At 61.3% G+C, this 14,276-nt stretch carries 8 protein-coding genes and 1 riboswitch; of the genes, 4 read left to right on the top strand and 4 right to left on the bottom strand.

Annotated elements, in window-relative coordinates; all coding sequences use genetic code 11:
- Positions 1-110 precede the first annotated feature (110 nt).
- Entirely contained in the window at positions 111-1,673 is a 1,563-nt protein-coding gene (locus ACUXHH_RS07150) for a dehydrogenase (RefSeq protein WP_458391128.1), read from the bottom strand.
- A 411-nt stretch (positions 1,674-2,084) separates the two neighbouring features.
- On the opposite strand from ACUXHH_RS07150, the gene ACUXHH_RS07145 reads away from it, so the two are divergent.
- The gene (locus tag ACUXHH_RS07145) at positions 2,085-4,610 is read left to right on the top strand and encodes a helix-hairpin-helix domain-containing protein (RefSeq protein ID WP_458391127.1); all 2,526 of its coding nucleotides are present in this window, start codon (positions 2,085-2,087) and stop codon (positions 4,608-4,610) included.
- Positions 4,611-4,802: 192 nt separating this feature from the next.
- Here the strand turns inward: ACUXHH_RS07145 and ACUXHH_RS07140 are convergent, their stop codons facing one another.
- The gene (locus tag ACUXHH_RS07140) at positions 4,803-5,639 is read right to left on the bottom strand and encodes an aldo/keto reductase (RefSeq protein WP_458391126.1); all 837 of its coding nucleotides are present in this window, start codon (positions 5,637-5,639) and stop codon (positions 4,803-4,805) included.
- A 196-nt stretch (positions 5,640-5,835) separates the two neighbouring features.
- The gene (locus ACUXHH_RS07135) at positions 5,836-9,918 is read right to left on the bottom strand and encodes a DEAD/DEAH box helicase (protein WP_458391125.1); all 4,083 of its coding nucleotides are present in this window, start codon (positions 9,916-9,918) and stop codon (positions 5,836-5,838) included.
- A gap of 240 nt (positions 9,919-10,158) precedes the next feature.
- A riboswitch (SAM riboswitch) is annotated at positions 10,159-10,293 on the top strand.
- A gap of 35 nt (positions 10,294-10,328) precedes the next feature.
- On the opposite strand from ACUXHH_RS07135, the gene ACUXHH_RS07130 reads away from it, so the two are divergent.
- The 3 genes from ACUXHH_RS07130 (at position 10,329) to ACUXHH_RS07120 (ending at position 13,540) form a co-directional block, all read left to right on the top strand.
- Entirely contained in the window at positions 10,329-10,556 is a 228-nt protein-coding gene (locus tag ACUXHH_RS07130) for a hypothetical protein (protein ID WP_005506796.1), read from the top strand.
- A gap of 10 nt (positions 10,557-10,566) precedes the next feature.
- On the top strand, positions 10,567-11,001 hold the full coding sequence (locus ACUXHH_RS07125) for a PIN domain-containing protein (RefSeq protein WP_371568561.1): 435 nt from the start codon (positions 10,567-10,569) through the stop codon (positions 10,999-11,001).
- A gap of 118 nt (positions 11,002-11,119) precedes the next feature.
- The gene (locus ACUXHH_RS07120) at positions 11,120-13,540 is read left to right on the top strand and encodes a cell division protein PerM (protein ID WP_458391124.1); all 2,421 of its coding nucleotides are present in this window, start codon (positions 11,120-11,122) and stop codon (positions 13,538-13,540) included.
- 12 nt (positions 13,541-13,552) lie between these two features.
- Here ACUXHH_RS07120 and ACUXHH_RS07115 read toward each other — a convergent pair whose 3' ends face one another.
- Positions 13,553-14,125, bottom strand: a complete 573-nt coding sequence (locus tag ACUXHH_RS07115; protein ID WP_070686196.1) for a 4-hydroxyphenylpyruvate dioxygenase — start codon at positions 14,123-14,125, stop codon at positions 13,553-13,555.
- Positions 14,126-14,276: the final 151 nt, after the last annotated feature.

Here is a 14,276-nt window from a genome sequence, read left to right as displayed (position 1 = left end):
GCCCGGCTACCAGCGCATGCGTAAAGCCCGCGCCGCTACTCTTTCAGGGTAGGTGCGCGGGCTTTTGCTATCTCTATCGATGAGCCTGAGAGGCGCACGGGAGTGTGTGCTTAGACGGAATCCGTCTCCACCTCTTCAGCCGGCGGGTCCTCATCATCGGTGCGGTAGAAATCCCAGCGTTCACAACCGCAACCGGAACGCATCGCCTCGATGACGGCGGCAGCAGCCTCCAGTGGGTCGAGCGCGTGCAGGTTCCACAGCGCATGCACCGGCACCGGGTGCCTCCAGCCGTGCTCCTGCAGGAACTCGGGGTCAAAGGCGGGTAGCGCCTCGGCGGTAGGTTCGAGCTCGCAGAGGAAACCGGTGGGGGAGCGGAAAACCGTCACCACGGGGGTTGGGTCGGCGTCTTCCAGGCAGGCGCCGTCAAAGAAGTAGTAGGTGCTCAGGCGGCGGTTCCAGGCAAGCTGAGCGAGGCGTTCGCCGAAGACTTTCACCGTCTGCTCCCACTGGGTGCGGTGGTACGCCGCCAGGTCGGTGTGGGCGGTTTGCACCACGCCGATGCCCTGCTCGGTGAGTTCGCGGGAGCTCAGACGCGCGGGCTCTGCGGGAGCGTCCGCGGGGGACTTCTCCGGGATATCCAGCTCTGCTAGTTCTGCTTCGGTCAGCTCAGCGTTACCCAGCTCAGCATTGAGGAGCTCACGCTCCTCCGGGGCACTTGACTCAGCGGCGCTCGCCTCAGCGGCAGCTTCGTTTGCTTCGTTCCTCCTCCACAGGCGCAGCTCGCGGGCAATCTGTACGCGTCCGCGATGCAGGGTCGCCTGCCAGGAGCCGAACTTGGCGCGTACCGCTCCCAGGGGCGGCACCTGCTCAATGAGTGTGGGAATGGTAGACCAGTAGCCGTAGTTTAGTGCCGTCGGTTCGCGGTCGTAGCGGGCACAATAGCTCAAAAAGAGGCTCAGGGTCTTCGGCGCAAAATCCTCGGGTACCGAGGTGGCGTCAATGTACCACTCGTTTTCGAGCGCCTCCGCCGGATAGATGCCGGTACGGAGCATACCCAGGGACCAGTCGCCGTCGCCGAGGTAATCGTTTACCGTCTGCGCGGGGGCAGGCCACGCCGATTCGCCCTCCATGCTGGAGGCAAGCAGGGTGTATAGGCTACCGCCCTCGGTGCCGATTTCTTTCACGCCGCGCTGCCGGATGTCCTCGAGGGTCTGCGCGTACGCCTCTTCCTCCAGCTGGGAGTAGGGGTGCGCGGCAAGGTACTTGAGCGTTGCGCCAATCTTCGCCAGGATGGTGGCGATGTCTTCGCTATTGAAGTGGCGCGCCTCCAGCGCGGGTGGCAGGTCATGGATAATATCGCAATCAAGAATTAACGCCGCGTACTCGGGCTCCGGGGGCAGATCGTAGGCTTCCGCGAAAACATACCAGAGGCCGCAGGCGAGCACCGTGTAGCTTGGGGCCTCTGCCGTGACCGGGCCAAACTGCCAGATGCCGGAGTTCAGCGCATAATTCAGGTGCTTCTTGTTGATGCGCGGGTACAGAAAATTGAGGCGGCGGAGAACCTGGGTAGGGGTTAACCCCAGTGCGGCGAGTTCAGCGATGAGTTCCGCGTACTCGTCGTGAAAATCTAAGTAGCCCTCCGGAGCGTTTGATAGCGCGGCTCGTTTGCGCATGGGTCCCTCTTTCATCTGCAGGATGTGGCAGCACCTTGTCGTACCGTGCCGCCGAACCCCTGAACGTATGCACGCAGATAAGGGTGTTTGCGTGATGTGAGGCCGCCACTTATCTGCACGAATGCGAGATATTTTTTTAAAAAATATGCTCTTTTATCTAAATTTATCGCTGAAACTTAGCACTATTCAAATATATGCACCCTTAAAACGGTTTCTTGCGGAAAGATGACAAAGTTGAGCGCACCCACAGGGCAAAATGTGGTAAAGACTCGTAATCTGCACTAGAAGATGCGGTGGAAAAATACGTTTACCCGCACCCGCAAAGACATGCAAAATACGCCCCGCGCTGACTCTACCCTCAGCATCACCGGTCAACCCATGACCCGCGGCGAAATATGCGAAACTGGAGGGATGAGCGAACACCCCCTCCCGAGTAGCATCCGCCCACGCGCTGGCCAAGATACCGACCACGCCGTAGGCCGAACCGCGCACCGCAAAAAACACGAAACCGGCGGCACAGCTGAGCAGCCTGCCGAGCACCTTATGAACGTGCTCGCCGTAGAAACCGGCATTGCGCCGCACCGCATCCGCGCAGCCGTGGTGCTACTCGACGCCGACAACTCCGTACCTTTTATCGCCCGCTACCGCAAAGAAGCAACGGGCGCACTCACCGACACCCAGCTGCGCACCATCCAGTCGCGCCTGGGCCAGCTCCGCGCCCTCGAAGAGCGCCGTAACCGCGTGCTCGAAGCGCTCACCGAACGGGCCGACGAAGGCCTCATCGACCCGCTCACCCTGCTACAGCTGCGTTCCTCGCTCATGAACGCCGCCACCATCGCAGACGTAAACGCCATCTACGCCCCCTACCGTAGTGAGCGCGTGACCCGCGCCCAGATGGCGCGTGCCGCCGGGCTTGATTCCCTCGTCGAAGACCTGCTGGAGGTGCCCCTCGCCGAGGCGCATGCCATTGCCGCCGCCTACATTACCGACGGCACCGAGTCTGAGGACGAGGACGAGGGTATTGAGGTTGCAGAGGCAGACGAAGCCCTGCAGATTCACAGCGCCGAAGAGGCCCTCGACGGTGCCCGCGCGATCCTGATTGACCGCGCTATCACCGACCCGGTGCTGAGCGAAAAGCTCCTCAAGCGTTTGCGTGAAGGCGGTGTGATCGAGTCCCGCGTAATTGCCGGTCAGGAAAACATTGGTGCGAAGTTCTCCGACTATTTTGCCTTCTCGGACCGTATTCGTTCCATTCCGCCCCACCGCGTGCTGGCGCTGCACCGCGCCAAAGACGCCGGCGTGGTACGTCTCAAGGTGGATGTGGCACCAGCCCCCGTGGCGCTCAGCCGCCTGCGTGGTGCCGCCCGCGCCGAAGCTGAGGCCGCTGCCGAAAATTACGAGAACGTCCGTTCTGCATACGAGCGTGAAGTTGCCGCCGCGCTACGCATCCCCGTGCAGGTGCTCAATACCGTCGATGACGAAGACCGCGTACTCGGCTGGCTCGCCGCCACCGTCCGCACCGCATGGCGCAACCACCTGCGCCCGCGCCTTGCCGAACGCATCCGCCACCAGTTACTCGATACCGCCGCGCAGAACGCCACCGAGGTGTTCGCCTCCAACCTGCGCGATATCCTGCTTGCCGCACCCGCCGGCCACAAAACCACCCTTGGCCTGGACCCGGGTCTGCGCCACGGCGTGAAATACGCTGTGGTCGACGGCACCGGTGAGCCGCTGTGCGTGGGCACCGTCTACCCGCACGCCCCGCGCAACCAGTGGGCAGAAGCCCTGCGTGAGCTTGCCGCCGCCTGCCGCGAGCACGGCGTGGAACTCATCGCCATCGGCAACGGCACCGCAAGCCGCGAAACCGACAAGCTCGCCAGTGAACTAATCCGCATCCTGCGTGAGGAAGGCGCAGAAGCACCCCAGAAGGTGACCGTCTCTGAGGCGGGCGCTTCCGTCTACTCCGCCTCCGCCCTCGCAGCCGCCGAGCTGCCCGACTACGACGTGACCGTACGCGGTGCCGTCTCCATTGCCCGTCGCCTACAGGACCCGCTCGCCGAGCTCGTCAAAATCGACCCGCAGTCCATCGGCGTGGGCCAGTACCAGCACGACGTGCCGCCCGCCGCCCTGCGCCGCGCCCTCAACGACACCGTCGAAGACTGCGTGAACGCCGTGGGTGTGAACCTCAACAGTGCCTCCGTGCAGCTGCTTGCGCACGTGGCGGGCGTGGGTACCGCAACCGCCGAACGCATTGTCGCCTACCGCACCGAACACGGTCCCTTCGCGAACCGTCAGCAGCTGCTGAATGTGCCGCGACTGGGCGCGAAAACCTTCCGTCAGGCGGCAGGATTCATCCGCATCCGCGGTGGTGAGGAGCCGCTGGACGCCTCCGCGGTGCACCCGGAAGCTTACCCGCTCGCTCGCCGCATTATTGCCGACGCGCAGGCATGCAATGGCGCCCACTGGGTTGCTGGCGCCCTGGGTACTTCGGGTGGTAGCGGCCCGCTTGCCGGGCTGAATCCCGCCGACTACGTGCAGGACGGTCACGAACAGGACAGCCACGTGCCGGAGAGCGCGGAAGCCACCGCCGGCGTGTACACGGTCGAGGACATCTTCACCGAGCTACGCCGCCCCGGCCTGGACCCGCGCGGTAGCTTCCGCACCGCTCGATTCTCCGAGTCTGTCTCGCGTTTCGAGGACGTGCGCCCCGGCATGGTGCTCGAAGGTACCGTCTCGAATGTGGCGGCATTCGGCGCGTTCGTGGATATTGGTGTGCACCAGGACGGCCTCGTGCACATCTCGCAGATGAGCCGCGGCTACGTGGCGAACCCGCACGATATTGTGCGCAGCGGCGACATCGTGCAGGTGCGCGTGGTGGAGGTTGACTCGGCACGCCGCCGTATCTCCCTCTCCCTGCTGGTGGAGGACGAGGACTAGCGGCGAAAAATAAACTGCCGGGCGCTCGCTAAGGAGAGCTGTAGAAAAGCTATCCAAGCCGAGAACTCCAATCCGAGAACGAGCGTTCGCTAAAACTTAATCCTGAGAACGCATTAAAGCCCCGACAAGCACTATCTGTGCCTGTCGGGGCTTTAATGACGTGAATTTTAAACTCTAGGCCGGGGCTATATCTTAGAAATCAATGTTCGCCGGGTCAGCGCCAATACGACCCTCGGGGCTGGAAAGCGCATCCACAGCCGCGATGTCCTCGGCAGTCAGCTTCACGTTCACCGACGCCAGGTTCTCCTCAATACGGGAGGGGGTCACGGACTTCGGGATAGCCACGGTGCCCTTAGCCAGGTGCCACGCCAGCACGACCTGCGCGGGGGTTGCGCCGTGACGCTCCGCAATCTCAGCCAGCACGGGGTTCTGCAGCAGGTCGCTACCATTGCCCAGCGGGCTCCACGCCTGAGTTGCGATGCCGTATTCAGCGTGAACGGCGCGCAGCGCCTCCTGCGAGAAGTAGGGGTGCAGCTCAACCTGGTGGATGACCGGAACCACGCCGGTCTCCTCGATAATCTCGCGCAGCTGCTCCTCGGGGAAGTTCGAAACACCAATGGAACGGACCTTACCCTGCTTCTGTAGCTCAATCAGCGCACGCCAGGAATCCAGGTACAGGCTCTGCTGCGGCTTAGCCCAGTGAATCAGGTATAGGTCAACGTAGTCGGTGCCCAGCTTCTCCAAGGAAGCCTCGAACGCCTCGAAAGCGCTCTCGTAACCCTGGTCAGAGTTCCACAGCTTGGTGGTGAGGAAGATATCTTCGCGAGCCACGTCGGAGTTAGCGATAGCGCGGCCCACCCCCGCCTCGTTGCCGTAGATAGCGGCGGTGTCGATATGGCGGTAGCCGGTTTCCAGGGCGGTGCCTACAACCTTCTCGGCGACCTCGTCCTCAACCTGCCACACGCCGTAGCCCAGCTGCGGAATGGTTCGGCCGTCGTTGAACTTTACGTTGGGTACGTTGTAGCTCATGGTGCTCCTTTGGAATCTATGGGGGAGGCGGTGCCTCCGTAAGTAGTCCTACAAGGCTACGCTTCAGAGCCTCCGGTTGAGAAGGGCCGCAGCAGAATCGGGTGTGAATCTAGCCCGAGGCGTAACCAAGTGACGAAAAATGACGGGTATCAGACATATCGTCAGGATCGAGGGCTACCGCTCAGGCTGGGGGCGGCTACCGCTCGACACCCGGCGCAAAGAGCTCACGCACATCCTCAGCCGTCACCGCCGCGGAGGCGAACTCGCCCTCACCGACCACCGCATCGAAGAGCGCAGCCTTCGAGTCCTTGAGCTGCATGACCTTCTCCTCAATCGTGCCCTCGGCGACCAGACGGTAGATATGCACCTCCTTGTCCTGGCCGATGCGGTGAATACGGTCCACCGCCTGCTGCTCGGCGGCGGGGTTCCACCACGGATCCATGATGAACACGTGGTCCGCCTCGGTCAGGTTCAGGCCGAAACCGCCAGCCTTAAGCGAAATGAGGAACACTGGCTCCTGACCGCTCGTGAACGCCTCGATGACCTCGGCGCGGTTGCGGGTCGAACCGTCCAGGTACAGGTGACCGATGCCCTCCTCCGCCAGGCGTGCCGAAATGCTCTTCAGATAGCCGGTGAACTGGCTGAACACCAGCACACGGTGGCCCTTCTCGAGCAGGTTGGGTAGCTGCTGCACCAGGTAGTCGCGCTTGACCGACGACACCCCGGCGTAGGCTTCTGGGTCAATCAGCGCGGCATCAAGCGCCAGGCGGCGAAGCAGGGTCAGCGACTGGAAGATCGTGAACCGGTTCTTGTCCATATCCTCCAGCAGACCCAGCACCTTCTGACGTTCACGCTGCAGATGTGTGTCATAGATGCGGCGGTGGCCGGGAGCCAGGGGCAGGTTCACGCGCGTATCGTTCTTCGCCGGCAGCTCTGCTGCCACCAGCTCCTTGGTGCGGCGTAGCATGAGCGGGCGGATGCGCCGGCGCAGACGAGCAGCCGTCGCCGCGGCGTGCGCCGGGTCCTCACCGGACTCCGCCGGGCGAGCGTACAGGTCACGGAACGCACGGGCGGAGGGGAACAGGCCGTCCGCCACAATTGCCAGCAGCGCCCACAGCTCCATGAGGTTGTTCTCAATGGGCGTGCCGGTCATCGCAATCTTGGTGCGGGCGGGCATCGCGCGGGCGATGGACCAGGCGCGGGTGCCGGTGTTTTTGACGAATTGCGCCTCGTCCAGCAGGAGCGCACCCCAGCCCTCGGGTGCGGACTGCTCGCCCGTGAATTCGTCAACGGCGCCGCCCAGCGTGCGGGCGTAGCCGGTGTATGCGTCCTCGTCCATGCGTAGCAGCGTGTAACTGGTCAGCACCAGGTGCGCCCCTGCGATGCGCTCAGCCAGCGGGGTCTTACCGGCGGTGGTTTCGGTAATAGTCACGACCTTCGCCTCGGGCAGGAAGCGTGTCGCCTCCGCCGCCCAATTGGTGATGACGGAGGTCGGCGCAACCACGAGGAAAGGCATAAACGGCTCGATGCTCTCGCCGCGCTTTGTGGCACGTTCGGAGACTGCACGATGCTCCTTAATTGCGTGGGCGAGCAGGGCGAGAGCCTGCACGGTCTTACCCAGACCCATATCGTCGGCGAGAATACCGCCCAGACGCTGCTCGTACAGGAACGACAGCCACTGGAAACCCTCCACCTGGTAGGGGCGTAGGGTCGCCTGCAGACCGGTGGGTACCGGGCGGTGAGCAATAACCCAGCCGGAAGCCTTCTGGGATGCGGGGGAATCCTGAGTTCCCTTGTCAGAGGGTTTTTCAGTGCTCTCTTTGGCATCCTCCAGGCCCTCAACCAGCTTCAGTAGCGAACGTACCTGGGCATCCCACCGCGCGGTCGTATGTACGCTCGCCGCCAGTGACTCCAGTTCAGAGAACAACCCTGCCTGGTGGCGGTTAATGCGTAGCTCACCGCCCGCGTCGTCGAGTTCGTGAGCCTCCGCAATGAGGGTGCGCAGGGTCTTAAACTCGGGTCGACGCAGCGAGAAGTATGTGCCGTTGCCGAGCAGGATACGGTCCGCCCCGCGATCTAGCGCCTCAAAAATCTGTGCGAATGGCACGGTCCAATGATTGACCTTTACCGCAATGCCCAGGCCGAACCAGTCGCGAGAATTGCCCTCGCTCACGATGATTTCAATGAGCGCGTCAGTTGCCTCCACGAACTGTGGCGGGGTGCCGTTAAAACGTACCTGAACAGCGGAAACACGGCGAAGCTTCGGCAGAATTGCGCTGAGTAACTCGCGGGTTTCCCACCCTTCGATGCGGCGCTCCTCCAGCCCGGAAAGTGCTGGGTGGGCGGCAAGAATGGCGCGCACCGAACGCAGTACGCGCGCCTCAAAACGCTCATCGCGAACCTCGCCACCCTCTTCACCGGGGTAACCGAAAACGGGCAGGGACTGCACATCGGAACCGGCCGCAGGATTCTGCGCGCTTGCCTCCTCGGTGCTGTCCTCAACGAAGGGGTTCAACGGGTATTCCCAATGCCAGCTCAGCTGTGCGTCGTGGCGTACCTGCTTGTCAAAGCTGATGTCAAGCACCAGATGCGGCGGCTTCACGCGCGGCAGCCCCAGCGCTGGATCGGGGGTTAGCGAGGGAATAGAACGGCTGAGCGCGGGCAGGTATTCCTTCTGGAACGTGGCGCGTTCCGCGGCGGGAATATGCACGGTTCCGGCGCTAATGAGCGATTCGGAGGCGGCATCGAGTGGCTCGACCAAGGGGATAAGCGCCAGCTCCATACCCTCGGGCAGTTCCGGTACGGCGGGGGAGGAACGCACCCGTTCACCCTGTGCCGGGTTAATCTGTGCGTGGTGATTCTGCGCCGGGTTGATGGTCGGGGCAGAGAGCTCAGCAGATACCTCCCGCGCGTCCTTTTGCACGAAAGATTCGCGGCCCACTTCATCCAGCGCGCCGGGGCGGGTGGTTTTCCAGTGCACCGCCTTTGCCGCCTGCTCGTACTCCTGCTGAGCGAGCCCGCCCAGGGCAAAGAAACCGGTACGTGGGGTGCCGATGGGGTGGCAGTGTGCGGCGGGTAGCCAGAGCTGGCGCAGCAATTCGCCTTCGCGTCCTTCCCAGCTGAGCGCCGCTTGAAGTTGCAGGCCGGCGCCTTCTGCGTGCTTCTCAGCGCTGGCGTGCAGGCGCACCTGTGCCGGGCTCAGTACGGCGTAGTTCACTTCGCGACCTTTGATCAGCAGGGGTAGACCAATATCCTCCGCGCGGGCGAGTACGTCCCAGAGTAGAGTGGATGCAGATGCGCTCATCGAGATCCAGTCGCGGTGTGAGGAATACATGTTCTGCCAGGGGCGGGCAATCGAGTAGAGCTCAGCGAAGAATCGTTCGTGTTCGGGGTAGATTTCGTGCCGTCCGACGGGTCCGCCCACGCTGGAGGCGAAGGTTTCCCAGCTGAGTCCGCCCTTGATCCAGCGCCCGGTCTTGGACGCCATGAGCGGGCGGGCGAGCAGGTTAATGCTGGGGGTTGCGCCGGGCATATTGCGGCCGCGCGCGTAGGATCCGGAGACGCTCAGCGAGAAATCCAGGGCGCCGCTCACGCGCATGGAGTCAATGCCCGCAAGGTCCTGACGTGCGGAAAGAACGGAGGAAAGGTCACGGCGCCAGGCAGAAATCTTGGAGATGGAACTATTGAGCACGGTAGGGGAAGATCCCAGTTCGTTGAGCGCAAAGCTTCCCTGAGGGTTTTCGGGCTCGGTAGTTTCCACCTCAGGTGCGGGTAGCTTCGCCGCGGTGGTGAGTGCACCGGAGGCGCGCAGTGCCGCGAGCGGATCGGCGGACTTCTTTGCCTCTACCACGTCCTTAGCGTTGGTCGCGGGCACGCCGACTGGTCCGGGGTGTTCGCTGAGTGCCTTTTTCGCTACGGAGGCGCGGTCGAGCGTGGTGAGCATGAGTGCTACGGCGTGCTTGCAATCGGTGAGCACGGGGCAGGTGCAACGGGCGGTGAAGGTTGCGGACCCGCTGACGGCGGGGAAGAAGTGAATGGTCACTTCGTAGGGGATGATGGTACTTCCGTTGACGAGCCCGGTGAGGGTGTGCTCATCTTCGTCGTAGCTGTAGCGGATGACTTCTCGGTTGCGCTGGTAGGTGACACCGCGCTGGTAGGTGCGGTGCCCAGCCTGGCGAATGATTTGCGGTACGGTGACGGGAATTTCGGGGAAGGGGTTGTTGGCGCTCACCAGCTCATTATCGCGTATCGTGTGGGTTTGTGCCTTGTCGCCGGTCATTTGCTGGCGGCTGCTGGGCTGGTTGCTGGGGCGACTATTGAGCGGTGGTTTGGGGCGTATTTCGTATTTTTGGTGGGGAGTTTTTAATGCATAAAAACACCGGTATTCGCATAAGACATTCCGCGTAGTATCAAAATTTTCTCCATTTAAAACGTTCTCACAAGCCAAAATGCTAATACTCTAAATCTCTTTCAAAAAACGCTTTACTTAACTTGAGAAGATGCTGTAAGCTAAACCCAGCTTCAAGAGTTTCGACTGATAAGCTCCGACTATGGTCGAACGCCAACCCCATGTTCACGGGTGGCTCGGATGACGAAGCGGTTTGTATTCACCACCGGAATAACCGGAGGTAATTGGTACAGACAAGAGCAACGCGAAAGGATCGCGCCACTCACGGCGCAGGTTGTCATATGTACAACGGCTCTGCAACCGAAGCAGCAATCTCTCTGAACCCCTCCCGCTCCTACCAGGAAAGCCTGCGTGCCGCAGCTGTCCCCGCGCGAGGCGGATACACCGCAGTCAGCATTGACGATTACTCCCGCATTTCTTCTAAGCGCGACGAGTTCCTGAACTTCCTTCTTCTGCCGAACCCCGAGGGTATCCCCGCTATTGAGTACGCCGGTCTGCGTGTAGCGTAGCATTAGGAGTATGAATTTCTCCGGTATGCTCCTGGACTCCGACGTTTTGGCAGAGATCCGTAAGGCGGATCCTGACCCCGCCGTGGTCGCTTTTCTACGCCGCCGCTCGTTCCGACATATGTACATTTCTGTGCTGAGTATTGGCGAGCTGAAAGGTCTGTACCCCTACCCGGAAACTGATCGTTGGATTACCGAACTTCTTGAGCGATTTGGCGACCACGTTATTAATGTGGATGCGCGTGTGAGCCTCGAGTGGGCTGGTCGTCAGGCGTCGCTCGGCGTGCATGCCGTGGGTCGTGATGATGCCGGTCCGTTGCCTACCGCCGCCCTGGAGGGTCTGATGGCGGCGAGCGCGAGTGCTTATGATTTGGAGCTGATTTCTTCTAAAGCTCAGGTGTACCGCGCCTGGGGTGTTCAGGCTTCCAACCCGTGGACTGAGGAGTAAAACTTTGCCGGATACGCGTCCTTGCGTGCATCCCTGTGCGAATAGTTGTGAGAACCCGCTTTTGAGTGTTATTTCGAAGGCGGGTTTCGTTGTTAATTCGTGGCATGATTGAAGGACGATGAAAAGCACCTCACCTATCTCGCGTTATTCCATGCCCATGCCTCTGTGGCTTCAGGGTGTTGTTGAGCTAATTGTTACTGCCCTGTGCTCTGCTGTTGCAGTGTTTGCGGCGATGTCTGCCGTGTGGGCGACCAAGGGTTTTGGCGACATGGAGTTCTCCTCCGTGGCCGCCATGTCGGCGCACCTGTGGCTTCTGATTCACGGTGTTCCTTTAGACCTTACGGCAGCTTTTGGTGCTTCTACCGGCACGATGACGCTGGTGCCTCTGGGTTTGAGTATTCTGCCTCTGATGCTCTGTTATCGTTCGGGTCGTCGCCTGGCGCGCGCCTCGTATGAGGGCGAGTTTTTGATTCCGGTGCTGTCTGGTTCGGTCACCTATGCGCTGATTAGTTCGGTGATGTACGGTTGGGCGAGCCCGCATCCGCAGCCTCTTCATGCGTTGAATGCTGCCCTGGTGCCTTTGGGTATTGTGGTGGCTGGTCTGATGTGGGGCGGCTACCGTGAGGCGCGTTCGCTCTCGCGCATGGTGGGGGTTGATACCGCGGAGCAGATTTCGCAGATGAGTCAGTATTCGCGTTGGGCGGGTTCGTACGCCTGGGCTGTGGTGCGTGCTGCGGTGGTTGCTTTTGTTGCGCTGATTGGTCTGGGTGCGGTGCTTTTGGGCATCGGTATTTTGGCGGGCTGGTCGCAGATTATTGCCACCTACCAGGAGCTGCACGCGGGTGCTGTGGGTGATACTGCGGTGACTCTGCTGCAGCTGGGTTTCTTGCCAAACCTGGTGATTTATGCGATGGCATGGTCGACCGGTGCCGGTTTCTCTTTTGGTGCGGGCACCTCGGTTGGTTTGACCAGTAGTGATGCTGGTACTTTGCCGATCCTTCCGATTTTGGGTGCTGTGCCCGAGTCGATGGGTGCGTTCGGTCTGGTGGGTCTGCTGGTGCCGCTGGGTGCCGGTACGATTGCTGGCTGGTGGTTCTTGCGTGAGGGTGAGGATCACCTGGATGAGTGGGTTGCTCTGAAGGTTCCGTTCCGCCCGCTGTCTGCGCTGATTTCTGCCGTGGTGCTGGGCGTGATGACCGGTATTCTGACCTCGTTTGGTGCCCTATGGTTGGGCTGGATTTCGTACGGTTCTCTGGGTATTGGCCGTTTTACGGAGGTTGGTGCTGAGCCGCTGACCTTTGCGGTGCATACCGCGTTGACTGTGGGTGCAGGCGTGACTTTCGGTATGTTGCTGAGCCGCGCCCTGGTGCCGGATAGCAGTCGTGAGCTGCCTCGTTTTGCGGATGAGAGCCCGAACCTGGGTGAGCGTCTGATGAGTTTTACTGCCTCGACCCGTGAGCATTTTGCACGGGGTCGTGAGCGTTTTGCGCAGCGTCGTGAGCAGCGTGCCCAGGAGCGCGCGGAGCGTGCGCAGCGTGAGGCTGAGGAAGCCGCCGAACGTGAAGCTGCAGAGCGTGAAGCTGAGAAGGTGGCACGTGTGCAGACTTCTGAGAACGTTGTTGAGGCCGAGCTGTCTATGGTATCTGAGCAGTCTGTTGTATCTGAGGTGGCGACCGGTCATGTTCCGGTGCATCCGCAGGAGCCTGTGGTTGCCGTCCCGGTGGAGGCAACTGAGCAGCTAGCGCAGCGTGCGGCGGCGGACGCTTTCGCTGAGATTATTGCAGAGCGCGAAGAGGCGGCTGAAGAGCCTGTAGAAGCAGAATCCACTGCGAACGCTGCACAGGATTCTGTCTCCGAAGAAGCTACTACTGAAGAGAGCTCCGCTGAGGAGTACGAGCCTATTGAGGCCGTTCAGCAGGTCGGTGACCTGGACTCTGCGCATGCTGAGGATTACGAGAGTATCGAAGCATCTGTTGAGCCTGCCTCTAGCGAGCACGCTACTTATGAACACACTGCCTATGATTCCGCTCTGTACGCTCATGACCCCTCCGATGAGGAGACCCGCGAGCTGATTCAGGAGCCCGTCTACGAGGCTACTGAACCTGTAGTAGTTGAGCGTGAGGGCGCTGTCGAAGAGCCCGCAGAGCAGGCGCCGCGTTCGAAGGGTCGCGCGAGCCGCATCATGGCGTACTTCGGCTTTGGTCTTGAGCAGCCCGCCGCAGCGCAGGATTCTGCTCGGGATCGTGCCGGCGACCACCGTGCGTATGAGCGTGAGCAGAAGCGCGAGGCGAAGAAGGCAGCTAAGGCGGCACGCAAGAAGCAGAAGAATGATTCAGAGCGCGACTTTGTGGATCGCGAGCTGGATGTTCTCTCTGCTGATCAGGCGATGAAGCGCATCTTTGGGGTCCGTAGCCAGACCGGCGTGCTTCCGCTGGTGACCGATGAGGCGTCTACCGTGGAGCTGTCCCCGCTGGATGTCAGCTCCTCGAAGTCCCAGGACTCTAGCGGCCATGGTTCTAACGCGCGCGAGAAGAACTAGCGCACTGCATTCTTAGCGCGCGGAATAAGGACTGGACGCGCCGGTGAGCTTGTCCATCGTGCCCTGGAACTTCTCATCGCAGGTGTACCTGTCGGTTTGGGTTAGTGCGGAGGCTCGGCACTCACGGTATTCCTGCGCGCCGGGTATGAAGGCGAGGCCCATGCCGCCGAGCAGAGTCATGGCGCCGTAGATGATACTGACGCCCGCGGCAATGTAGAAGAACCAGGGGCCGCGGTAGACTGCGGTGCGCACGATCGCAATAATGCTCAAGGTGATGCCGGCGAGCGCGAAGAGGAAGAGCGCCAAGAAAAGCGGCATCGTGGAGAGCACGAAGGAAGACGCCGCAAAAATCACCAGCGCGGCAACAATGAGCATGAACGCGGTGCGAATATTTGCTCTCTGCTGTTCACCCGGGTCGATGGGCTTGCGCGGCTTCTTGCCCTGAGGTCCCCGAGGCTGCGGCATCATGTTCTGCGGTGCCTGCTGAGGCGCTCGCGGCGGAACATGTTGGTTCTGGGGTGCACCGTTGTTCGGGGTGGGCTGCTGCGGGGTGTCGTTCGGAGTGTTCTGCGGGGGAGTAGACATACCTATAAGGGTACCGCCCTGTCTGCCCGTGACCTATTGAGTTAGCGACCTGTTGAGTTTGCGCCCGGTGAACCCCTGTGAGGATTTGTCCCGCCGGGGGTTTCTTTATGCTCGCCTTTGGGCTTTGGGTGTGTTGTGAACCTCTTACTCC

This window comes from Rothia sp. 110740021-2 (assembly GCF_054263775.1).
This window is presented reverse-complemented; position numbering and strand designations above follow the sequence as displayed.